This window comes from Pseudomonas sp. LAP_36, assembly GCF_019456785.1.
GTDB classification, from domain to species: domain Bacteria; phylum Pseudomonadota; class Gammaproteobacteria; order Pseudomonadales; family Pseudomonadaceae; genus Aquipseudomonas; species Aquipseudomonas tritici.
In genome coordinates this window covers 305,308-327,878 of the sequence record NZ_JAHZMS010000006.1, presented here as the reverse complement: position 1 = coordinate 327,878, position 22,571 = coordinate 305,308, and the positions used below count along the sequence as shown (strand labels likewise).

At 61.4% G+C, this 22,571-nt stretch carries 17 protein-coding genes and 1 pseudogene; 15 read left to right on the top strand and 3 right to left on the bottom strand.

The genetic code is table 11. The features are described 5' to 3' along the window. Window positions 1-34 precede the first annotated feature (34 nt). The 15 genes from hutH (JBO08_RS20460) to JBO08_RS20390 all read left to right on the top strand — a co-directional run bounded on the left by hutH (JBO08_RS20460) (window position 35) and on the right by JBO08_RS20390 (window position 18,691). Window positions 35-1,543 (top strand): histidine ammonia-lyase, encoded by a 1,509-nt coding sequence (hutH, locus tag JBO08_RS20460; RefSeq protein ID WP_065889169.1) that lies wholly within the window; start codon window positions 35-37, stop codon window positions 1,541-1,543. Between the two features lie 33 nt (window positions 1,544-1,576). Next, window positions 1,577-3,115, top strand: a complete 1,539-nt coding sequence (gene hutH / locus JBO08_RS20455; protein ID WP_139113254.1) for a histidine ammonia-lyase — start codon at window positions 1,577-1,579, stop codon at window positions 3,113-3,115. A gap of 200 nt (window positions 3,116-3,315) precedes the next feature. Next, entirely contained in the window at window positions 3,316-4,725 is a 1,410-nt protein-coding gene (locus JBO08_RS20450; RefSeq protein ID WP_065875759.1) for an amino acid permease, read from the top strand. Between the two features lie 15 nt (window positions 4,726-4,740). Further along, window positions 4,741-5,946 carry an imidazolonepropionase gene (gene hutI, locus JBO08_RS20445; protein WP_065875758.1) on the top strand — a complete coding sequence of 402 codons (1,206 nt, stop codon included), beginning with the start codon at window positions 4,741-4,743 and terminating at the stop codon, window positions 5,944-5,946. Between the two features lie 14 nt (window positions 5,947-5,960). Continuing rightward, the gene (hutG, locus tag JBO08_RS20440; RefSeq protein ID WP_065875757.1) at window positions 5,961-6,761 is read left to right on the top strand and encodes an N-formylglutamate deformylase; all 801 of its coding nucleotides are present in this window, start codon (window positions 5,961-5,963) and stop codon (window positions 6,759-6,761) included. Between the two features lie 126 nt (window positions 6,762-6,887). Beyond that, window positions 6,888-7,823: a choline ABC transporter substrate-binding protein gene (locus JBO08_RS20435; protein ID WP_065875756.1), complete on the top strand. Its 936-nt coding sequence runs from the start codon at window positions 6,888-6,890 to the stop codon at window positions 7,821-7,823. 38 nt (window positions 7,824-7,861) lie between these two features. Further along, window positions 7,862-8,791: an alpha/beta hydrolase gene (locus tag JBO08_RS20430; RefSeq protein ID WP_220074889.1), complete on the top strand. Its 930-nt coding sequence runs from the start codon at window positions 7,862-7,864 to the stop codon at window positions 8,789-8,791. A gap of 103 nt (window positions 8,792-8,894) precedes the next feature. Continuing rightward, a complete protein-coding gene (pip, locus tag JBO08_RS20425) occupies window positions 8,895-9,866 on the top strand; it encodes a prolyl aminopeptidase (protein ID WP_049710438.1) in 972 nt (323 codons plus the stop codon). Then, window positions 9,863-10,300 (top strand): D-aminoacyl-tRNA deacylase, encoded by a 438-nt coding sequence (gene dtd, locus JBO08_RS20420; protein WP_065875754.1) that lies wholly within the window; start codon window positions 9,863-9,865, stop codon window positions 10,298-10,300. The genes pip and dtd overlap by 4 nt, the downstream gene beginning before the upstream one ends. A gap of 266 nt (window positions 10,301-10,566) precedes the next feature. Then, complete coding sequence (locus JBO08_RS20415; protein ID WP_220074888.1) at window positions 10,567-12,303, top strand: glucan biosynthesis protein G; 1,737 nt, start codon at window positions 10,567-10,569, stop codon at window positions 12,301-12,303. Then, complete coding sequence (gene mdoH / locus JBO08_RS20410) at window positions 12,296-14,866, top strand: glucans biosynthesis glucosyltransferase MdoH (protein ID WP_065875753.1); 2,571 nt, start codon at window positions 12,296-12,298, stop codon at window positions 14,864-14,866. Before JBO08_RS20415 ends, mdoH begins: the two co-directional genes overlap by 8 nt. A gap of 187 nt (window positions 14,867-15,053) precedes the next feature. Beyond that, a complete protein-coding gene (locus tag JBO08_RS20405; protein WP_220074887.1) occupies window positions 15,054-15,854 on the top strand; it encodes a transporter substrate-binding domain-containing protein in 801 nt (266 codons plus the stop codon). 219 nt (window positions 15,855-16,073) lie between these two features. Further along, on the top strand, window positions 16,074-16,871 hold the full coding sequence (locus JBO08_RS20400; protein ID WP_065945575.1) for a transporter substrate-binding domain-containing protein: 798 nt from the start codon (window positions 16,074-16,076) through the stop codon (window positions 16,869-16,871). Window positions 16,872-17,004: 133 nt separating this feature from the next. After that, window positions 17,005-17,964: an amino acid ABC transporter permease gene (locus JBO08_RS20395; protein WP_065879817.1), complete on the top strand. Its 960-nt coding sequence runs from the start codon at window positions 17,005-17,007 to the stop codon at window positions 17,962-17,964. Continuing rightward, window positions 17,957-18,691, top strand: coding sequence for an amino acid ABC transporter ATP-binding protein (locus tag JBO08_RS20390; RefSeq protein WP_049710432.1), 735 nt, complete (start codon window positions 17,957-17,959; stop codon window positions 18,689-18,691). Before JBO08_RS20395 ends, JBO08_RS20390 begins: the two co-directional genes overlap by 8 nt. A gap of 16 nt (window positions 18,692-18,707) precedes the next feature. Here the strand turns inward: JBO08_RS20390 and JBO08_RS20385 are convergent, their stop codons facing one another. The 3 genes and pseudogenes from JBO08_RS20385 to JBO08_RS28550 form a co-directional block, all read right to left on the bottom strand. Then, the gene (locus tag JBO08_RS20385; protein ID WP_065910805.1) at window positions 18,708-20,615 is read right to left on the bottom strand and encodes a methyl-accepting chemotaxis protein; all 1,908 of its coding nucleotides are present in this window, start codon (window positions 20,613-20,615) and stop codon (window positions 18,708-18,710) included. 128 nt (window positions 20,616-20,743) lie between these two features. After that, complete coding sequence (locus tag JBO08_RS28555; RefSeq protein ID WP_371913929.1) at window positions 20,744-21,457, bottom strand: methyl-accepting chemotaxis protein; 714 nt, start codon at window positions 21,455-21,457, stop codon at window positions 20,744-20,746. 144 nt (window positions 21,458-21,601) lie between these two features. After that, window positions 21,602-22,570: pseudogene (locus JBO08_RS28550) on the bottom strand (methyl-accepting chemotaxis protein); the annotation flags it as partial. Between the last annotated feature and the right edge of the window lies 1 nt (window position 22,571).

Genomic DNA, 22,571 nt, shown 5'->3' with positions numbered 1-22,571 from the left:
GCAAAGCTGCACAAGAATTAAAGAAGGTATGAAGATGTCCCAGGCAGCAAAAATCATCATCGCCGACGCCCCCCTGCGCTGGCAGGACGTGGTCGCCGTGGCCCGCCACGGCGCCGTGCTCGAACTCTCGGGCCAAGCCTGGGCGCGCATCGACAATGCCCAGGCCATCGTGCAGCGCATCGTTACCAGCGGCGAGCGCGCCTATGGGGTGAACACCGGCCTGGGCGCGCTGTGCAATGTGTCGCTCAAAGGCGAGCAACTCAGCCAGCTGTCGCGCAATACCCTGCTCAGCCATGCCTGTGGCGTCGGCCCGGTGCTCAGCGATGAACAAACGCGCGCGATCATCTGCGCCGCCGTCATCAACTACAGCCACGGCAAGTCCGGCCTGCATCCGCAGGTGGTGCATTCGCTGCTGGCGTTGCTCAACCACGGCATCACACCGCAAGTGCCGTCCCAGGGTTCGGTGGGTTACCTGACCCATATGGCCCACGTCGGCGTGGCCTTGCTGGGTGTTGGCACGGTGAGCTATTGCGGCCAGATAGTGTCGGCGCAAGAAGCCCTGGCTGCTGAAGGTTTGCAGTCGGTGGTGCTTGGCGCCAAAGACGGCCTGTGCCTGGTCAACGGCACGCCATGCATGACCGGGCTGAGCTGCCTGGCCCTGGCCGACGCGCATCACTTGCTGCAATGGGCCGACGTGATTGGCGCCATGAGTTTTGAGGCCCAACGTGGTCAGATCGATGCGTTTGATGAAGAAATCATCGCGCTCAAGCCGCACCCCGGCATGCAACACGTGGGCAGCAACCTGCGCGCCTTGCTTGATGGCAGCGAAGTGATCGCCAGCAGCCGTGGTATTCGCACCCAGGACGCACTGAGCATCCGCTCAATCCCGCAAATCCACGGCGCGGCGCGTGACCAGGTGGAGCACGCCACGCGGCAGATTGAGACTGAACTCAACAGCGCCACCGACAACCCACTGCTGCTCGGCACGCCGGACCACTACCGCGTGGTGTCCCAGGCCAATCCCCACGGCCAATCCGTCGCATTGGCGGCAGACATGCTCGCCATTGCCATGGCCGAAATCGGCTCGGTGGCCGAACGCCGCCTGGACCGCCTGATCAACCCGCATGTCAGTGGCTTGCCGGCGTTCCTGGTCAGCAACCCCGGGGTCAACTCCGGGATGATGATCGTGCAGTACGTCGCCGCCTCGCTGTGCGGGCAAAACCGCCAACTGGCGCAACCGGCGGTGCTCGACAACTTCGTCACCTCGGGCCTGCAGGAAGACCACCTGAGCATGGGCACCAACGCCGCGCTCAAGCTGCACCAAGTGTTGGCCAACGTGACGCAGATCCTTGCCATCGAGTACTTGCTGGCGGCCCAGGCGTATGAGTTCCTCAAAGACCAGCGTTTCGGTGCAGGCACTGACCGCGCCTGGCGCCTGCTGCGTGAAGTTGTACCTGCTTATGAGCAGGACCGTTGGCTGGCGCCGGACATTGCGAGCGCTGCCCAACTGATCAACGACACCGCTTTCCCTAATTTGCACTGAACACTTTATTCAAAAGAACAATTCACAAGGAGTATGAATGTGACTGCGCTAAACCTGATTCCAGGCCAACTGAGCCTTGCCCAACTGCGGGCCATCTACCAGCAGCCGGTAACCCTCAGCCTGGATGAAAGCGCCACGGCGCAGATCGAAGCCAGCGTTGCCTGCGTGGAGCAGATTCTTGCCGAGAACCGCACCGCCTATGGCATCAACACCGGCTTTGGCCTGCTCGCCTCGACCCGCATCGCCAGCGAAGACTTGGAAAACCTCCAGCGCTCCCTGGTGCTGTCCCACGCCGCCGGTGTGGGTGAGCCGATCAGCGATGCACTGGTGCGGCTGGTCATGGTGCTCAAGGTCAACAGCCTGAGCCGTGGGTTCTCCGGGATCCGCCGCCAAGTGATCGACGCGCTGATCGCGCTGATCAACGCCGAGGTGTACCCGCATATTCCGTTGAAAGGTTCGGTCGGTGCGTCCGGCGACCTGGCGCCGTTGGCGCACATGTCCCTGGTGCTACTGGGCGAAGGCAAGGCGCGCTACAAGGGCGAATGGCTGGAAGCCACCGACGCGCTGAAAGTCGCCGGCCTCACGCCGTTGACCCTCGCCGCCAAGGAAGGCCTGGCTTTGCTCAACGGCACTCAGGTGTCCACCGCCTATGCCTTGCGTGGGTTGTTTGAAGGCGAAGACCTGTTCGCCGGCGCCCTGGCGTGCGGCGCCCTCACCGTGGAAGCGGTACTCGGTTCGCGCTCGCCGTTCGACGCACGTATTCATGCCGCACGTGGCCAGCGTGGGCAGATCGATTCAGCAGCGGCCTACCGTGACCTGCTGGGCGAAAGCAGCCAGGTTTCGCAGTCGCACCAGAACTGCGACAAGGTGCAGGACCCGTACTCCCTGCGCTGCCAGCCCCAAGTCATGGGCGCTTGCCTGACCCAGTTCCGCCAGGCAGCTGAAGTGCTGGTGGTGGAAGCCAACGCCGTGTCGGATAACCCGCTGGTGTTTGCAGCCGAAGGCGACGTGATCTCGGGCGGCAACTTCCACGCCGAACCTGTTGCTATGGCTGCCGATAATATGGCGCTGGCCATCGCTGAAATCGGTTCGCTGAGCGAGCGCCGTATCTCGTTGATGATGGACAAGCACATGTCGCAATTGCCGCCGTTCCTGGTGGGCAATGGTGGGGTCAACTCCGGCTTCATGATCGCCCAGGTGACTGCCGCCGCACTCGCCAGCGAGAACAAGGCGCTGGCTCACCCGCACAGTGTCGACAGCCTGCCGACTTCTGCCAACCAGGAAGACCATGTGTCCATGGCACCGGCTGCCGGCAAGCGTCTGTGGGAGATGGCTGAGAATACGCGTGGCGTTCTCGCCGTGGAATGGCTGGCAGCCTGCCAGGGCCTGGACCTGCGCGAAGGCCTGAAAACCTCGCCGAAGTTGGAAAAGGCGCGCGGCATTCTGCGCGACAAAGTGGCGTTCTATGACAAGGACCGATTCTTCGCCCCGGACATCAACGCCGCCAGCGAATTGCTCGCCACTCGCTGCCTGAATGAGCTGGTGCCGGCCAATCTCCTGCCGAGCCTGTAACCGCAACACCTTGTAGTGAGCGGGCTTGCCCCGCGCTGGGCTGCGCAGCAGCCCTGAAGTGGCCACCGCATGTCTTCAGACAGAACGCGAGGCAGGTTTTGGGGCTGCTTCGCAGCCCAGCGCGGGGCAAGCCCGCTCACTACAGTTGTCAGGCGCCAGGTTCGGATTTTTCTCAGGATAAAAATAATTAAGGACGAGAAATGCACCAGCAAGAAAAGGGTTTGAAACGCGGGCTCAGCGCCCGACATATTCGCTTCATGGCACTCGGTTCCGCGATTGGTACCGGGCTGTTCTATGGCTCTGCCTCTGCGATCCAGATGGCGGGCCCCGCCGTGCTGCTGGCCTACTTGATCGGCGGCGCCGCCGTGTTCATGGTGATGCGCGCCCTCGGCGAGATGGCCGTGCACAACCCAGTGTCTGGCTCCTTCGGCCAGTACGCCAGCACCTACCTGGGCCCCATGGCCGGGTTTATCCTGGGCTGGACCTATGCCTTTGAAATGATCATCGTGTGCCTGGCCGATGTGACCGCGTTCGGCATCTACATGGGCTTCTGGTTTCCCGAGGTTGCGCGCTGGGTCTGGGTGCTCGGCATCGTGTTTCTGATCGGCGGCCTGAACCTGTGCAACGTCAAAGTGTTTGGCGAAATGGAGTTCTGGCTGTCGCTGCTCAAGGTCGGCGCGATTGTCGCGATGATCCTCGGCGGCTTCGGCATCATGCTGTTCGGCATCCATTCTTCCGGTGAAACCCAGGCCAGCGGCCTCAGCAACCTGTGGGCCCACGGCGGCTTCATGCCTAATGGCATCGGCGGTCTGATCGCCTCGTTCGCAGTGGTGATGTTCGCCTTTGGCGGCATCGAAATCATCGGCATCACCGCCGGTGAAGCCAAGGATCCGCAACGTGTGATCCCCAAGGCGATCAACGCGGTACCGCTGCGCATCCTGTTGTTCTACGTGCTCACCCTGTTTGTGCTGATGGCCATCTACCCATGGCCGCAGATTGGCAGTCAGGGCAGCCCGTTCGTGCAGATCTTCAGCAACCTGGGGATCGGCTCGGCGGCGACCATCCTCAATATTGTGGTGATTTCGGCGGCAGTCTCGGCCATCAACAGTGACATTTTTGGCGCCGGCCGCATGATGTACGGCCTGGCCCAGCAAGGGCAGGCGCCCAAGGGTTTTGCACAATTGTCCAAGCACGGCGTGCCGTGGATGACCGTGCTGGTGATGGGCGCGGCACTGCTGGGCGGCGTGGTACTCAACTACCTGATCCCGGAAAACGTGTTTCTGGTGATTGCCTCGATTGCTACCTTCGCCACTGTTTGGGTGTGGCTGATGATCCTGCTCACCCAAGTCGCCATGCGCCGCTCGATGACGAAAGAACAGGTCGCCGAGCTGAAATTCCCGGTGCCGTTCTGGCCCTACGCGCCAGCGGCCGCCATCGTCTTCATGCTGTTCGTGTTTGGCGTGCTGGGTTACTTCCCGGACACCCAGGCCGCCTTGCTGGTCGGTGCCGTGTGGATCGTGTTGCTGGTCGTCGCGTACCTGCTGTGGGTCAAACCTTCGGCAGGGCAAGCGGCCAAGGTCCATTACGACGCGGCTTTGTCTCATCGATAACTTAGGGAGGCGTTGATGAAAACGCTTTGGCAACACTGCCACGTCGCAACCATGGCCCAGGGCAAGTACTCGATCATCGAGGATGCCGCCATGGTGACTGCCGGTTCGCTCATCCAGTGGATCGGCCCCCGCAGCCAAGTACCCACGGCGGATTACGCCCAGGTGCATGACCTGCAAGGCGCGTGGGTCACCCCCGGCCTGATCGACTGCCATACCCACACGGTGTTTGGCGGTAACCGCAGCGGCGAATTCGAGCAGCGCCTCGAAGGCGTGAGCTACGCGGAAATCGCGGCCAAGGGCGGTGGCATTGCCAGCACCGTGCGCGCTACCCGTGCCGCGACCGAGGATGAACTGTTCGCCAGCGCCCACAAGCGCTTGCGCAGTTTGCTGCGCGACGGCGTCACTACGGTAGAGATCAAGTCCGGCTATGGCCTGGACTTGGTCAACGAACGCAAAATGCTGCGGGTCGCCCGTCGCCTGGGCGAAGCGCTGCCGGTCAGCGTGCGTGCCACGTGCCTGGCGGCTCATGCGTTGCCGCCGGAGTACAAGGACCGCGCCGACGACTACATCGACCACATCTGCGCCGAGATGCTGCCGGCCTTGGCGGCAGAAGGGCTGGTAGATGCGGTGGATGCGTTCTGCGAATACCTGGCGTTTTCCACCGAGCAGGTGGAGCGCGTGTTCAAAGTCGCCCAGCAACTTGGCCTGCCGGTGAAGCTGCACGCCGAGCAACTCTCGTCGCTGCACGGCTCCAGCCTGGCTGCGCGTTACCACGCGTTGTCGGCGGACCACCTGGAGTTCATGACCGAAGACGACGCCATCGCCATGGCCGCCTCCGGCACCGTCGCGGTATTGCTGCCAGGCGCGTTCTACTTCCTGCGTGAAACCCAATTGCCGCCCATGGAGGCCCTGCGCAAGCACGGCGTGAAAATTGCCATCGCCAGCGACCTCAACCCCGGCACTTCGCCGGCGCTGTCGGTGCGCTTGATGCTGAATATGGCCTGCACGCTGTTTCGCATGACTCCTGAAGAAGCATTGGCCGGCGCCACGCAACACGCGGCCACCGCATTGGGCATGGGCGACACCCATGGTTCCCTGGAAGCGGGCAAGGTCGCGGATTTTGTTGCCTGGCAGATTGATCGTCCCGCCGACCTGGCTTACTGGCTGGGCGGCGAGCTGGATAAACGCGTCGTGCGCCACGGCGTCGATGTCACCGTATAAGGAGTACTGCTACTGTGGATAAGGTTCTGAACTTCAAACAAGGCCGCGTGCCGCTGCTGATCAGCATGCCCCACGCCGGCCTGCGCCTGACGCCCGCCGTCGAGGCCGGGTTGATCCCCGAGGCGCAAAGCCTGCCGGATACCGATTGGCACATCCCCACGCTTTATGACTTTGCCGAAGAGCTGGGCGCCAGCACCCTGGCGGCGGAGTACTCGCGGTTTGTCATCGATTTGAACCGGCCGTCCGACGACAAACCGTTGTACGCAGGCGCCACCACCGGCCTGTACCCGGCGACGTTGTTTGATGGCGTGCCATTGTTCCGCGAAGGATTGGAACCGAGCGAGGCGGAGCGCGCCAGTTACCTGCAAAAGGTCTGGGGCCCGTATCACCGCACGCTGCAAGAGGAGCTGGCGCGACTCAAGGCCGAGTTCGGCTACGCCTTGCTGTTTGATGCGCACTCGATTCGCTCGGTCATCCCGCACCTGTTCGAAGGCAAGCTGCCGGACTTCAACCTCGGCACGTTCAACGGTGCGGCCTGTGATCCCGATCTGGCCAGCCAGTTGGAAGCCATCTGCGCCCAACATCCGCAATACACCCATGTACTCAATGGCCGTTTCAAGGGCGGGCATATCACTCGGCATTACGGTGATCCGGCGCAGGATATTCACGCCGTGCAGTTGGAGTTGTGCCAAAGCACCTATATGGAGGAGTTCGAACCGTTCCGCTATCGCCCGGATTTGGCCGAGCCGACGCGGGTGGTGTTGAAGCAACTGCTGGAAGGGCTCCTGGCTTGGGGGCAAGCGCATTACCGGTAAATTTTCGGTGTTGCAGCAATAGCCTTACAGTCGCCGCAGTGCAATTGCCGGTCGCCACAGGTCGCGTCAACCAAGGCTTCACTGGGTAGGGTTGTGCATCAAAAACAGCCGAGTGAGCCCTTATCCATGAAAAGACTGTTGTTGACCGTCACCAGCGCCCTATTGATCAGTGCCAACGCCATGGCCGCCGAACCGGCGTCCTGCAAAAACATCCGCATGGGCGTGGTCAGTTGGACTGACGTGGTCGCCACTTCCGGCATGGCGGACGTGCTGCTCAGCGGCCTGGGCTACGACAGCAAACAAACCAGCGCCGTGCAGCAGATCATCTTTGCCGGCATCCGCGACAAGCGCCTGGATATCTTCCTCGGCTACTGGAAGCCGGCGATGGACAACAACATCGCGCCGTTCCTGGCGGCCAAGCAGGTCAAAGTCTTCGACAAACCCAGCCTCACCGACGCCCAGGCCACCCTGGCCGTGCCGCAATACGTAGCGGATGCCGGCCTGAAGACCTTTGCCGACATTGCTCGCTTCAAGGACAAACTGGGCGGCAAGCTCTATGGCATCGAGCCCGGCAGTGGTGCGAATACCGATATCCAGAAAATGATCGACACCAACCGCTTCGGCCTGGGCGGCTTCAAGCTGATTGCCTCTGGCGAAGCGGGGATGCTGGCGGCGGTGCAGCGCGCGGTGAATCGCAAGGAGTTCGTGGTCTTTGTCGGTTGGACGCCGCACCCGATGAACATCAACATGAAAATGGCTTACCTCACTGGCAGTGAAGATGTGTTCGGCCCCGACGAAGGCCGCGCCACCGTCTCTACCGTCACTGCGCCAGACTTTGCCGAACGTTGCCCCAACGCCAACCGTTTGTTGGCAAACCTCACCTTCACGGCCGCCCAGGAAAGCCAGTTGATGGTGCCGATCATGGAGCGCGAATCGCCCCAGGACGTGGCCCGGCAATGGTTGCGCGATCATCCCGAGGACCTGCAGCGCTGGCTGGTCGGGGTCACGGCGTTTGATGGTTCGGACGCAGTGGCAGCTGTACAAGCCAGCCTGGAGCTTTGAGAACCTGCACCGCTCCCACCGTTTAGGGATATTTGCGCATGTATCCGATTTCTCCACCGCTTGCTGCGTTCGTCGCCAAGACCGAGTCCTTCACCAGCAACGACTCATCGCTGGCGGGCTTGCGCCAGAGTTACCATCGCATGTGCCAAGCCTTCACCCCGCCAAAGCCTGAAGGGTTGCAAGTTTCGACCTATGCATTGGCCGGCGTAGGCGTTCGCAGTTATCTCCCTGCGTCACCTGCACCGGCTGAGGGCTGGCCGTGTCTCCTTTATATGCACGGTGGTGGGTGGGTGGTGGGTGGGCTGGATTCCCACGACTTCATCTGCTTCGAACTCGCCAGCGCTCTGCAGGTGCTGGTGGTCGCCATCGATTACCGGCTGGCGCCTGAGCATCCGTTCCCGGCCGCGTACGAAGATTGTCGTGCGGTGTGGCGGGCGATCCAGGCGGGGCACGGGCCGCACGTTATCAATCTGCAACAAATGGTGGTGATCGGTGACAGCGCAGGCGGCAATCTGGCAGCGGCGTTATGCCTGGGGCTGCGTGATGATCGGCAACCGCTGCCCCGCGCCCAAGTGTTGATCTATCCGGGCCTGGGTGGCCCATCCGACCTGCCGTCGCGCCGCGACTGCATGGACGCCCCGCTGCTCAGCAGCGCCGACGCCGAGGGCTATCTGGCGCTGTACCTGCGGGGCAGTGGCAAGCCGTCGGCCTACGCCATGCCGCTGTTGGCCGAAGATCTCAGCGGTTTGCCCAAGGCATTCATTGCCGTGGCCCAGTTCGACCCACTGCGTGACGACGGCCTGCTCTACGCCGAACGCCTGCAAGCGGCGGGCGTGGCCAGCGTACTTTATCCAGGAAAAGGCCTGGTCCACGGCTGCCTGCGGGCGCGGCGGCAGGCGCCGGAGGTGGATCAGCTCTACGATTGTCTGTTGCAGTACCTGGAGAGAGAAGGGCTGACACAGGTCTAAGCGCGCAAGGACATGCTCATTGCACAATTCGGGTTTATAGTGCCAGACGGCAGAATAAAAGACGTCCCCCCAGGGATGAACCCGACCCCTTACGGAGCGCGCAATGCAGACTTGGTACCCGCAGATCAAACCCTACGCCCGGCACGATCTGGCAGTCGATGACACCCACACGCTGTACGTCGATGAAAGTGGCTCCCCCGAAGGCTTGCCCGTCGTCTTCATCCATGGTGGCCCAGGTGCCGGCTGTGATGCCCAGAGCCGCTGCTATTTCGACCCGAACCTGTACCGCATTGTCACGTTCGACCAGCGTGGCTGCGGGCGCTCCACCCCGCGCGCCAGCCTGGAAAACAACACGACCTGGGACCTGGTCGCCGACCTAGAGCGCATCCGTGAGCATTTGGGCATCGACAAATGGGTGCTGTTCGGTGGTTCCTGGGGCTCGACCCTGGCCCTGGCCTACGCGCAAACCCACCCGGAGCGCGTGCTTGGCCTGATCGTGCGTGGCATATTCCTGGCCCGCCCGCAGGATATCGAATGGTTCTACCAGGCCGGTGCGAGCCGGCTGTTCCCGGATTACTGGCAGGATTACATCGCGCCGATCCCACCGGAAGAGCGCCACGACATGATCGCGGCCTACCATAAGCGCCTCACCGGCAACGACCAGATCGCCCAGATGCACGCGGCCAAAGCCTGGTCCGGCTGGGAAGGGCGCATGCTCGGCCTGTGCCCGAGCCCGCAGCACGTCGAGCGGTTTTCCGAGCCGCAGCGCGCCCTGTCCATTGCGCGGATCGAGTGCCACTACTTCACCAACAACTCCTTCCTGGAGCCTAATCAGCTGATCCGTGATATGCACAAGATCGCTCATCTGCCTGGCGTCATCATTCATGGGCGCTACGATATGATTTGCCCATTGGATAATGCCTGGGAGCTGCACCAGGCCTGGCCCAACAGTGAACTGCAGGTGATTCGCGAGGCAGGTCATGCGGCGTCCGAACCCGGGATCACCGATGCGTTGGTGCGTGCGACCAGCGAAATGGCACGGCGCTTGCTCGACCTGCCGCCAGAAGAAGCATGAAGGGCCTGTTGCAACGGGTGCGTAGCGCCCGCGTAGAGGTGGCGGGCGAAGTCGTCGGCGCAATCGATCAGGGTTTGCTGGTGCTGGTGGCCGTCGAACCTTCAGATACCCCCGAGAGCGCCGATAAATTGCTGCATAAGCTGCTGAACTACCGGGTGTTCAGCGACCATGAAGGCAAGATGAACCTGTCATTGAAGGACATCGGCGGTGGGTTGCTGCTGGTGTCGCAGTTCACCCTGGCGGCGGATACCAAGAGCGGGCTGCGGCCGAGCTTCTCCACAGCGGCCCCGCCGGCCCTGGGAGCGGCGCTTTTTGATCACTTGCTGTTACAAGCGCAACAATTGCATGGCAAGGTGGCGTCGGGGCGTTTTGGCGCCGATATGCAGGTGCATTTGGTCAATGACGGGCCTGTCACCTTCCTCTTGCAGACGTGAATGTATTAAAAACGACTTTTAATGCCTAAAAACGCAGTGTTTCGCTACAAATACTTCGTTATCCCTGATGCGTTGTTTCGCGGCCTACTAGATAATCGCGCGCTACGGGGATCAGCGTTGTTTGGTCCATTTTGACTTAGGTAGAGACTTGTCCGACAACCCATGGGGAATCATTTTGCCCTGAGGGAGTCGGAACAATGCTCGCCAACCTGGCATATAGATAGCTGGCCGTTGGTTTTTTGATCTGTTTTCGGCGAGGGTTGCTCGTGATTGTTAGTCCCTGTAATGCACCAAAATTGTCTGCCAAACGGTTACGAAACGCACTGGTAACGGGCTCTGCCCTGTTTTGCCTGTTCGGCGCGGGTCAACTGTGGGCATTCAGTCTGGATGATGTGTCGGCCAAGGCGAAAGAGCTGGCCGGGCAGAAATACGAAGCTCCGCGCAGCAATCTGCCGAACGAATTCCGCGAAATGAAATTCGCGGACTACCAGAAAATTCGTTTCCGCAACGAAAAAGCCGAGTGGGCCGATCAGAACACCCCGTTCAAGCTGTCCTTCTATCACCAGGGTATGCACTTCGATACACCGGTGAAAATCAATGAAGTCACCGCCGACAGCGTCCAGGAAATCAAATACGACCCGACGCGTTTCGATTTCGGCGACGTGAAGTTTGATCCTAAAGCCACTGAACAGCTGGGTTATGCCGGCTTCCGTGTGCTGTACCCGATCAACAAGGGCGACAAGCAAGACGAAATCATGACCATGCTGGGCGCCAGCTACTTCCGCGTGGTCGGCAAAGGTCAGGCCTATGGCCTGTCTGCCCGCGGCATGGCGATCGACACTGCATTGCCTTCCGGCGAAGAATTCCCGCGTTTCACCGAGTTCTGGATCGAGCGTCCAAAGCCGGGTGAAAAACAGCTGGTGATCTTTGCCCTGCTGGACTCGCCACGGGCAACCGGCGCTTATCGCCTGATCCTGCGTCCGGGCACCGACACCATTGTCGATGTGAAATCCCAGATGTTCCTGCGCGACAAGGTCAGCAAGCTGGGCGTTGCCCCGTTGACCAGCATGTACCTGTTCGGCGCGAACCAGCCGTCCAAAGTGCTCAACTACCGTCGTGAGCTCCACGATTCCAGCGGCCTGTCGATCCATGCCGGTAACGGCGAGTGGATCTGGCGCCCACTGAACAACCCTAAACACCTGTCGGTCAGCAACTTCACCGTCGAGAACCCGAAAGGTTTCGGCCTGCTGCAACGTGGTCGCGACTTCAGCCACTACGAAGACCTTGACGATAACTACGACAAGCGCCCTAGCGCCTGGATCGAGCCTGAGGGCGACTGGGGCAAAGGCACCGTCAACCTGGTAGAGATTCCGACTGCCGATGAAACCAACGACAACATCGTTGCGTTCTGGAGCCCTGCGGAACTGCCGGAAGTCGGCAAGCCGCTGGACGTTTCCTACCGCCTGCACTGGACCATGGACGAAAAAGCCTTGCACCCGGCCGACAGCGCCTGGGTCAAGCAGACCCTGCGTTCCACCGGTGACGTGAAGCAATCCAACCTGATCCGCCAGCCGGATGGCAGCGTGGCGTACCTGGTGGACTTCGAGGGCCCGTCCCTCAAGGGTTTGCCGTCGGATGCCGCGGTTCGCAGCCAAGTCAGTGTCAGCGACAACGCCGAACTGGTTGAAAACAGCGTGCGCTACAACGAGCACACCAAAGGCTGGCGTCTGACCCTGCGCATGAAGATCAAGGACGCAGGCAAGCCGACCGAAATGCGTGCAGCGCTGGTGCAGGATGTTGCCCCGCCTGCCCCTGAGCAGGACTCGAGCCACGTGCTCAAGGCCGACAAGGTCCTGGCCAAGCAACACGAGAAACAGGCCAAGAAAGACGCGAAAGACAAGGAAGCCAAGCAGCCAGAAGCTGCCCCAGCCACACCGGAGCCGATCAAGACAGAACAAGTCCTGACCGAAACCTGGAGCTATCAGTTGCCTGCCGATGAGTAATTCTCAAGCCACGCCCGAGACTCTGTCCGAGTACCTGGCGCATCTACCGATGACCGCTGAGCAGCGCGCCGAACTGGCGGGCTGCACATCCTTCACCGAGTTGCACGAGCGCTTGTCATCGTCGACGTTCGACGCGCCCATCGACGCCGCCCAGGCGTCGGTTGGCCGCCGGTTGACCCTCAACACTGCCGAAGAGCTGCAAGACGCCGAAATGCTGGCGCTCGACGCCAGCGGTCGCGTGTGCCTCAAGGCCACGCCGCCGATCCGTCGTACCCGTGTGGTTCCGGAGCCGTGGCGCACCAATATCCTGGTGCGCGGCTGGCGCCGTATCACCGGCCGCAGCAATCCGCCGACACCGCCGAAGGATGAACGCGTACTGCCGGCCGCCCGCTGGCGTACCGTCGGTTCGATCCGCCGTTACATCCTGCTGGTGCTGATGCTCGGCCAAACCATCGTGGCCGGCTGGTACATGAAAGGCATCATGCCTTACCAGGGCTGGTCGCTCGTTGACTTCGACGAGATCCGCAACCAGACCCTGCTGCAAACCGCTACCCAGGTGCTGCCTTACGCCCTGCAAACCAGCATCCTGATCATGTTCGGGATCTTGTTCTGCTGGGTGTCGGCCGGTTTCTGGACCGCGTTGATGGGCTTCCTGGAACTGCTCACTGGCCACGATAAATACCGCATCTCCGGTAAAAGTGCCGGTGATGAGCCGATTCCGAAAGACGCCCGCACCGCGCTGGTGATGCCGATCTGCAACGAAGACGTGCCCCGGGTATTTGCCGGTCTGCGCGCTACGTTCGAGTCGGTCGCCGCCACCGGTGACCTGGATCGCTTCGACTTCTTCGTGCTCAGCGACAGTAATGACGCCGACATCTGCATCGCCGAACAGCAAGCCTGGCTCGACGTGTGCCGCGAAGCCGGTGGTTTCGGCAAGATCTTCTATCGCCGTCGCCGCCGTCGCGTAAAGCGCAAGAGCGGCAACCTCGACGACTTCTGCCGTCGTTGGGGCGGTGACTACAAATACATGGTCGTGCTTGACGCTGATAGCGTGATGAGCGGCGAATGCCTGACCAGCCTGGTGCGCTTGATGGAAGCCACGCCGGATGCCGGGATTATCCAGACCGCGCCACGTGCGTCGGGCATGGACACCCTGTATGCGCGCATGCAGCAGTTCGCTACCCGTGTTTATGGCCCGCTGTTCACCGCCGGCCTGCACTTCTGGCAGCTGGGTGAATCCCACTACTGGGGTCACAACGCGATCATCCGCATGAAGCCGTTTATCGAGCACTGCGCCTTGGCGCCATTGCCAGGTAAGGGCGCGTTCGCCGGTTCGATTCTGTCCCATGACTTCGTTGAAGCAGCGCTGATGCGCCGTGCCGGCTGGGGCGTGTGGATTGCCTACGACCTGCCGGGCAGCTACGAAGAACTGCCGCCGAACCTGCTGGACGAACTCAAACGTGACCGTCGCTGGTGCCACGGTAACCTGATGAACTTCCGCCTGTTCCTGGTTAAAGGCATGCACCCGGTGCACCGCGCGGTGTTCCTGACCGGCGTGATGTCCTACCTGTCGGCGCCGTTGTGGTTCCTGTTCCTGGTGTTGTCCACGGCGCTGCTGGCGGTGAACACGCTGATGGAGCCGCAGTACTTCATGGCGCCACGCCAGTTGTACCCGCTGTGGCCGCAATGGCATCCGGACAAGGCGGTGGCGTTGTTCTCCACCACCATCGTGCTGCTGTTCCTGCCCAAGCTGCTGAGCATCATTTTGATCTGGGCCAAGGGCGCGAAAGAGTTCGGTGGCAAGTTCAAGGTGACGATGTCGATGCTGCTGGAGATGCTGTTCTCCATGCTGCTGGCGCCGGTGCGGATGATTTTTCACACCCGTTTCGTGCTTGCCGCGTTCCTCGGCTGGGCCGCGACATGGAACTCGCCCAAGCGTGATGACGACTCGACCACCTGGGGTGAAGCATTCAAACGCCACGGTACGCAGACCTTGCTCGGCTTCCTCTGGGCCCTGCTGGTGGTGTGGTTGAATCCAAGCTTCCTGTGGTGGCTGGTGCCGATCGTCGGCTCGTTGATGCTGTCGATTCCGGTGTCGGTGATTTCCAGTCGGGTCAACCTGGGCCTCAAGTCCCGCGACGAGAGCCTGTTCCTGATCCCTGAGGAATACAATCCGCCGCAGGCGTTGCTGTCGACCGAGCAGTACACCCACGAAAACCGTTGGCACGCGCTGAACGACGGCTTTGTGCGCTCGGTGGTTGATCCACAGCAAAACGCCCTGGCGTGTGCCCTGGCGACCTCGCGTCACCGTGAGGCCGAGCCGATTGAGTACCTGCGTATCGAGCGTGTGCGTCATGCGTTGAAAGTCGGCCCAGCCGGCCTTAACAACGGCGAACGCGTGGCATTGCTCAGCGACCCGGTAGCCCTGGCTCGCCTGCACGAGCAGGTGTGGAGCGAAGGCCATGCCGAGTGGCTCGCCGCCTGGCGGGACTCGATCAAGGCCGATCCGCACGCGCCGTTGCTACCCCTGCAGCCGCTGTCGTCCCAGGCCCAACCAGCCTGATTCAGACGCCCCCGAGGTCTCACCTCGGGGGCGTTCGAAGCGCTGGTCCTACAGCGTTTCCAAGCTTTTCCCTCTCTCGTCAACCTCCTGTTATTTCGAAACAAAAGACCCTCGTCCGAGGCGTATTGCCGTGCCCGTGGCTGAGTTAGCATCGCCCCCCGGATTTGACTCGGCCACTGGGGTATTCATGAGCAAAGGCTATTGTTCGGCGCTGCTGATAGGCGCTGTCGCATTGATTCACATGGGGCTGGCACAGGCAGGCGCGATTGACGACGCGGTTCGACGCGGTGTGCTGAAAGTCGGCACCACGCCCACTTACATGCCCTTTGAAATGACCGACAAACAAGGGCGCATCGTCGGTTTTGAAATCGACCTGCTCAAGGTCATGAGCCAAGCCTTGGGGGTTGATCTTGAATTGGTTGCAGTGCCTTACAACGAGTTGGTGGAGGGGTTGCAGGCGAAAAAATTCGACCTGATCGGCAGCGGTATGACCGTCACCCAGGAACGCAACATTAAGCTGAACTTCAGCGATTCGTTCATCGTGGTCGGGCAGTCAGTGTTGTTGCATCCACGTCTCATGGGCAAGGTCGCCAGTGTCGAAGACCTGGACGACGCCAGCTACCGAATCGCTACCGCCGAAGGCACCACCGGCGAGTCAGCGGCGCGACGGTTTCTGGGGGCGGCCCGGCTCAGCAGTTTTGTAACGCCGGAAGAGGGCGTGCGCCAAGTGGTGCAAGGCAAGGCCGATGCCTTTATTTATGACGCACCCTACAACCTCCTCGCCTTGAGTCGCCCGGAAAACAGCGCGCTGCTGGCGCTTGAGCAACCCTTCACCTTTGAGCCCCTGGCATTCGGCTTGAAGAAAGGCGATTTCGATAGCCTCAACTGGATCAACCACTTCCTCAACCAGGTTGCCCAGGATGGGACCTACGATCGCTTGCACGACAAGTGGTTTAAGGAAACGGCCTGGATGGCGGAAATCGACTGAAAGTCATAACTCTTTACACATCAATCCGTTACTGCTGCGCTCTGCCCAAGTGTCTATGCGTGCACTTTGCCGTAGCGTTGCGGGGTTTTTCCGACATACGCCGATAACAAATAGCCGTGAAACCTTTGTGGCGGGAGGCGAGTGGGTTAGGATCGCACCCCGAAATGGTGCAGCCCTTTTGCGCGCCGACCTTACAAGATTCGTTCAGGGGACTTGATGATGAAGAAGTATCTTTCGATGCTGCTGCTTGGCGTCACCGCGCTGGTCGCGGCCAACGCGGCCCAGGCCGGCGCAATCGATGATGCGGTCAAGCGCGGTACGCTGAAAGTCGGCATGGACCCGACCTACATGCCGTTCGAAATGACCGACAAGCGCGGTGAAATCATCGGCTTCGAAGTCGACATCCTCAAGGCCATGGCCAAGTCCATGGGCGTCAAGCTGGAGCTGGTATCCACTGGCTATGACGGCATCATCCCGGCCTTCCTGACCGGCAAGTTCGACATGATCGGCAGCGGCATGACCCTGACCCAGGAACGCAACCTGCGCCTGAACTTCAGCGACCCCTTCATCGTGGTCGGCCAGACCCTGCTGATTCGCAAGGAGCTGGAAGGCACCATCAAGTCCTACAAAGACCTGAACGACGAGAAATACCGCCTGACCTCCAAGCTGGGTACCACGGGCGAGATGGTCGCCAAGAAGCTGATCTCCAAGGCCAAGTACCACGGCTACGACAACGAGCAGGAAGGCGTGCTGGACGTGGTCAACGGCAAGGCCGATGCCTTTGTGTATGACGCACCGTACAACGTGGTTGCCGAGAAGAAAGTCGGTAACGGCAAGCTGGTGTTCCTCGAAGACCCGTTCACCTTCGAACCCCTGGCGTTTGGCCTGAAAAAAGGCGACTACGACAGCATCAACTTCATCAACAACTTCCTGCACCAGATCCGCAACGACGGCACCTACGATCGTATCCATGACAAGTGGTTCAAGAGCTCCGACTGGCTCAAGGATATGGAATAAGGTCTCAAGACCGAGTTGCCTGCATCGCAGGCAAGCCAGCTCCCACATTTAACGGTGTTCACAAATCAAAATGTGGGAGCGGGCTTGCCCGCGATGACGGCCTGCCAGGCGATACACACCCCCGGAAAGTGAAATGAAACAGAAAAAAGCCCAATGGCCCTGGCACCTGCTGACCGTGGTCGTGCTGGTCGGCCTGGCTGGCGCCTTGTACTACGCCACCTCGCTGATGTCCTACGAGTGGCGTTGGAACCGCGTGCCGCAATACTTCGTCTACCAGGCTGAGACGTCCCAGCGTGCCGCCGACATCTCCACGGTTGTCGAGTTGGTGCGCAAAGGCGATGTGGCTGAAGTGACCCTGCGCAGCGACGCGGGTGCCGAGCAAAAGCTGACCGTTGCCGACAACAGCCTGCAAGTGGCGCGTGGCGACGATGTGGCCGAAGGCGACGTGGTGGGCGTGACTCGGCATTGGGCGTTGGGCCCGTTGATGTGGGGGTTGTGGACCACGCTGTGGCTGTCGGTGGTATCCGGCATCCTCGGGCTGGCGATCGGGCTGGCGACCGGCTTGTGCCGGCTCTCCAATAACCCGACCCTGCGCGATCTGTCGACGATCTACGTCGAACTGGTGCGCGGCACGCCGCTGTTGGTGCAAATCTTCATTTTCTATTTCTTTATCGGCACGGTACTCAACCTGTCCCGGGAATTCGCCGGGATCGCCGCGCTGTCGCTGTTCACTGGCGCGTATGTGGCGGAAATCGTGCGCGCTGGCGTGCAGTCCATCACCCGTGGCCAGAACGAAGCCGCTCGCTCCCTGGGCCTGAGCGCCAGCCAGTCGATGCGCCATGTGGTATTGCCGCAGGCGTTCAAGCGCGTGCTGCCGCCGTTGGCCGGGCAATTTATCAGCCTGGTAAAGGACACTTCCCTGGTGTCGGTGATCGCGATTACCGAACTGCTCAAGAGCGGCCGCGAGGTGATCACCACTTCGTTCTCGCCGTTTGAAATCCTGTTCTGCGTCGCAGGCCTGTACCTGCTGATCAACCTGCCGCTGTCGAAAATCGCCAGTCGGCTTGAGCGGAGGCTCGCGCAAAGTGATTGAAGTCCGCGATCTGGTAAAAGTCTTCGACACCCGCGGCCAAGTGGTGCGCGCGGTGGACCACGTCACCACCCAGGTGGCCAAGGGCGAAGTGCTGGTGGTGATCGGCCCGTCGGGCTCCGGCAAGTCGACCTTCCTGCGTTGCCTTAATGGCCTTGAGGAGTTCGACTCCGGCTCGGTCAGCATCGACGGCCTGCAACTGGCTGATCCGAAAACCGACGTCAACGCCTACCGCCGTGAAGTTGGCATGGTGTTCCAGCACTTCAACCTGTTCCCTCACATGACTGTGCTGGAAAACCTGTGCCTGGCGCAGAAAGTCGTGCGCAAGCGCGGCAAGCAGGAGCGTGAGGCCAAGGCCCTGGCGCTGCTGGAGAAGGTCGGTATCGCGCAAAAGGCCAATGAATTTCCATCCCGCTTGTCCGGGGGCCAGCAACAGCGGGTCGCGATTGCCCGAGCCCTGGCGATGGAGCCCAAGGTGATGCTCTTTGATGAGCCCACTTCCGCGCTCGACCCGGAAATGGTCGGCGAGGTGCTGGACGTGATGAAGACCCTGGCCCTGGAAGGCATGACCATGGTCTGCGTCACCCACGAAATGGGCTTTGCCCGTGAAGTGGCCGACCGCGTGCTGTTTTTCGACCATGGCAAGTTGTTGGAAGACGCGGCCCCGGCCGAGTTCTTCGCTGCGCCCAAAGACCCAAGGGCCCAGGCGTTCCTGCGCCAAGTCCTCTGATGTCGCACGCCACAGGTCAGAGCCGGAACCTGTCGACCAGTGTCTGCAGGTCCAGGCTCAACCGCTTCAACTGAACACTGGCCACCGCCGTTTCCTCGCTGGCGGCCGCGGTTTGCTCCGACACGTCCCGCACTTTCATCACGCTGCGATTTATTTCCTCGGCGACGGCACTTTGTTGCTCGGCGGCAGCGGCAATCTGCGGGTTCATTTCCTGGATGATCGAGACCGTACGGATAATGGCTGCCAATGCACCGCCTGCATCGCGGCTCAGGTCGACACTGTTGTCGGTCAACGCGCGGCTGCCGTCCATAATGTCTGCCACCTGTTGGGTGCCGGTGTGCAGGCCGCAGATCAGGCCCTCGATTTCTTCAGCGGACGCCTGCGTGCGCAAGGCGAGGCTGCGGACTTCATCGGCGACTACGGCAAACCCTTCGCCAGCCGTACCCGCACGTGCTGCTTCAATGGCCGCGTTCAGGGCCAGCAGATTGGTCTGCTGAGACACCGACTTGATGACGTCCAGCACACCTCCGATTTTTTGGCTCTCGCGTTGCAATGCAATCATCGCCTGGCTGGAGCGCGCCATTTCATGGGCCAGATGGCCTATCTGCTCCACCGCCTGCCCGACCACCTTGTCCCCGGCGGTGGCTTGTTGATCGGCCTCATTGGCCGCCGCCGACGCGTATTCGGCATGTCGTGCGACTTCTTGGGCGGTGGCGAGCATTTCATTCATCGCTGTGGCCATCTGGTCTGTTTCGTCTTTCTGATCATTGATCCCGGCGCGGGTCTGCTCGGTGACGGCTGAGAGCTGCGTGGCGGCGCTGGCGATCTGCCGGGCGCTGTCGCTAATACTGCTGATCAGGCTGCGCAGGTTGCGGGTCATTTGCCCGATGCTTTGCTGCAACTGGCCCAGTTCGTCGCGCCGTTCCACCGGGATGTTGTGGCTCAAGTCGCCGTCGGCGACACGGTGGGCGGCGGTGAGGATTTCTCGCAGCGGAACAGCGATCTGCCGGGCGATCCACCAAGCGGCGAAGGCACCCAGTAACAACGCGGCCGCCGTGACCCCCGCGAGCAATCTGCGGGTTTGCCCAGCCTCACTGTCGCGCTTGGCGGTTTGGCTTTGGCTCAGCCACTCATTGTGTTCCAGCAACTGGTTGAGTTGTTGTTCAAATCGGTTCTGTACGGTCTCCGTGGTGAGCTGGGCTTCCTTGAGTGTGAGGAGGCGCGTGCGATAGTTCGCCAGGTCGGTTTTGAGCAGGGCCGAATCCACGGGCAGGCGGGTCACGGCGGCCTGAGCAACGTCCAGGGCGTCGAGGGTGTTGTTGACGGCGTCGGCGTAGGCTTGCAACGTTTCGGCCGCCCAGGCGGGGCTCTGGGCGCGATCCTCGGCCTGCTCCATGACTTGGCGCAGGTTTTCAATCGCATCCAGCGCTTGCTGGTCTTGCTGGTCAGGCAGTTCGCTGGCCAGCTGCGCAAGGGTGTCGCTGGCCTGCAGCGCGATCGCGTGGAGCGGGGGGCGGGTGTTGTTGCGCCGTTCGATCAAGGGCGGCAGTTCGACGAGCGCGGCTTTGAAACTGGCCACCAGGCGTTCCGCTTCCTGGACGCGCCGCAGTTCGGCCGGGTCCTCCAGGTGGTTTGCCAGATCGCGCAGATGCTGGTCGATGGTTTCAATCTGTTGCGCCATCTTGCTCAGGCTGGCGGTGTCCGTGAGGGTGCGGTACACGATACGGTCGGCGCGCATGGCCTCCGCGACAGCCGCCAGTTGGCCCAGTGTCGACAAGTTGCTTGAGCGCAGAAGTACGTCATTCAGGGCCTGCCAGCCGGTCATGGCGATGACGAGGCTGAGGACCAGCACCTGGCCAAAGCCCAGGGCGAGTTTGAGACGGACGCTGGCGTTGACCAGCAAGCGAGTCAGCCGAGGAAACATGGTGAACCTCCAAATCTGAAAAAGCGCGTAGACCAACGCTAAATCGATTCGGGGTGATGGCGGGCTGATAACTGCGTAGGAAGTTTCACAAGTTGCGGCGGCCTCGACTGGCCGCCGCGTAGGACCGATCAGATACGGAAACGTCCGACCAGCGTCTGCAAGTAGATGCCCAGGCGTGCCAGTTCAGCACTGGACGCGGCGGTTTCTTCACTGGCCGAAGAGGTTTGTTCCGACACATCGCGCACGTTCAGTACGCTGCGATTGATCTCTTCAGCCACGGCGCTTTGTTGCTCGGCGGCGGTGGCGATCTGCGAGTTCATTGCCTGGATGGTCGAGACCGTGCGGGTGATGTTCGCCAAGGCGCTGCCGGCACGGCGGGTCAGTTCAACGCTGCTGTCGGTCAGGCCACGGCTGTTATCCATGATGGTCGCCACCTGTTGGGTACCGTTTTGCAGGCCGACAATCAGCTCTTCGATCTCTTCGGTGGACTTCTGCGTACGTTGGGCCAGGCTGCGCACTTCATCGGCCACCACCGCAAAGCCACGCCCGGCTTCACCGGCGCGCGCGGCTTCAATCGCGGCGTTGAGGGCCAGCAGGTTGGTTTGCTGGGCCACCGACTTGATCACGTCGAGCACGCTGCCGATCTTGTCGCTTTCGCGCTTCAGGTCGCCCATGGCGACGGTGGAGTTGCCGACTTCCGTGGCCAGGCGTTCGATCTGAGCGATGGCTTCGCCGACCACTTTGTCGCCTTCACGGGCTTGCTGGTCTGCGGCCACGGCGGCTTCGGAGGCTTCCTCGGCGTTGCGCGCCACTTCCTGCACGGTGGCGGCCATTTCGTTCATGGCAGTGGCGACCTGGTCGGTCTCGACCTTCTGGCTGTTGACCCCGGCGCTGGTTTGCTCAGTCACGGCGGACAGCTGTTCGGCGGCGCTGGCAATTTGGGTGACGCCGTCGCTGATACCACCAATCAGTTCACGCAGGCCGACCGTCATGCTTTGCATGGCCCGTTGCAGTTGGCCCAGTTCGTCCTGGCGCAGGGAGATCAGGTTGTGGCTCAGGTCGCCCGAGGCCACGCGCTCGGCCACCTGGAGAGTCTGGTTCAGCGGGATGATGATCTGGCGGGTGATGGCCCACGCGGCGACCAGGCCGAAGATCAGCGCGAGTGTGGTGGCCAATAGCAACAGTTGTTTGGCGTGTGCGGCATCGGTATCGCGCACGACCGTTTGCGAGGCAGTCAGTTTGTTACTGCGGTCCAGCAGTATATCGCCTTGGCTGGCCATGATTTTCAAGGCGCCGGCGCTGGCGACCTGAGAGTCACGGTATTGGCTCACCGCGGCGCGGTAGGCTTGCAGCGATACGCTGGCCTGTTGCAGGTTGTTTGTATATTGCTCGGGTAGCTGGCCATTGAGGGTGGTGATTTTCTTCAAGGCGTTGTCGATGGCGTCCAGCGCTGGCTGCTCGGCCTCGACCTTGCCGCTGTAGGTGTAGCCACGCACCTGGAAGCGGGCTTGCTGGATCAACTTGCTCAAATCGACAAGGCTGTTGAACAGGCTGACGCTGTCACCTTGCAGCAGGGCTTTTTCAACCTCACCCACCTTGGCCACTGCGTTGTCGGCCGTATCGCCCAATTTGCTACGGGCGTTTTCCCGGTTGGCACCGGCCTGCACCATGGCGTCGAATGCGCGCTTGTACTGGTCGACCGCCGCGAGTTGATCATCGATCAAGGCAATGTCAGCGGGCTGCTCAATGAGTGCCCGTGCGGTTTTCAGACCGCTTTCCAGTTGGCCGAGAAAACCATTGACCGCCGTCGGACCCTGCTCGCCACGGCGCATTTCAAAATCCAGGCGGGCTATGCGCAAGTCCTTGCTCAGGTCGTTGAGGCTGGCGATGTACCCCAGTTTGTCACCGCGACTGATCACGCCGGAGAGCCCGGTCCAGCCGGTGAGCGTGATCATC

Coding starts and splice junctions, on each gene's coding strand:
- JBO08_RS20435 (WP_065875756.1), top strand. CDS start 6,888: ATGAAAAGACTGTTGTTGACCGTCACCAGCGCCCTATTGATCAGTGCC.
- hutH (WP_065889169.1), top strand. CDS start 35: ATGTCCCAGGCAGCAAAAATCATCATCGCCGACGCCCCCCTGCGCTGG.
- JBO08_RS20405 (WP_220074887.1), top strand. CDS start 15,054: ATGAGCAAAGGCTATTGTTCGGCGCTGCTGATAGGCGCTGTCGCATTG.
- JBO08_RS20385 (WP_065910805.1), bottom strand. CDS start 20,615: ATGTTTCCTCGGCTGACTCGCTTGCTGGTCAACGCCAGCGTCCGTCTC.
- pip (WP_049710438.1), top strand. CDS start 8,895: ATGCAGACTTGGTACCCGCAGATCAAACCCTACGCCCGGCACGATCTG.
- JBO08_RS20395 (WP_065879817.1), top strand. CDS start 17,005: ATGAAACAGAAAAAAGCCCAATGGCCCTGGCACCTGCTGACCGTGGTC.
- JBO08_RS20400 (WP_065945575.1), top strand. CDS start 16,074: ATGAAGAAGTATCTTTCGATGCTGCTGCTTGGCGTCACCGCGCTGGTC.
- mdoH (WP_065875753.1), top strand. CDS start 12,296: ATGAGTAATTCTCAAGCCACGCCCGAGACTCTGTCCGAGTACCTGGCG.
- JBO08_RS20450 (WP_065875759.1), top strand. CDS start 3,316: ATGCACCAGCAAGAAAAGGGTTTGAAACGCGGGCTCAGCGCCCGACAT.
- JBO08_RS20430 (WP_220074889.1), top strand. CDS start 7,862: ATGTATCCGATTTCTCCACCGCTTGCTGCGTTCGTCGCCAAGACCGAG.
- dtd (WP_065875754.1), top strand. CDS start 9,863: ATGAAGGGCCTGTTGCAACGGGTGCGTAGCGCCCGCGTAGAGGTGGCG.
- JBO08_RS28555 (WP_371913929.1), bottom strand. CDS start 21,457: ATGAACGAAATGGCCGCCACCGTGCAGGAAGTGGCGCGCAACGCCGAG.
- hutH (WP_139113254.1), top strand. CDS start 1,577: ATGAATGTGACTGCGCTAAACCTGATTCCAGGCCAACTGAGCCTTGCC.
- hutI (WP_065875758.1), top strand. CDS start 4,741: ATGAAAACGCTTTGGCAACACTGCCACGTCGCAACCATGGCCCAGGGC.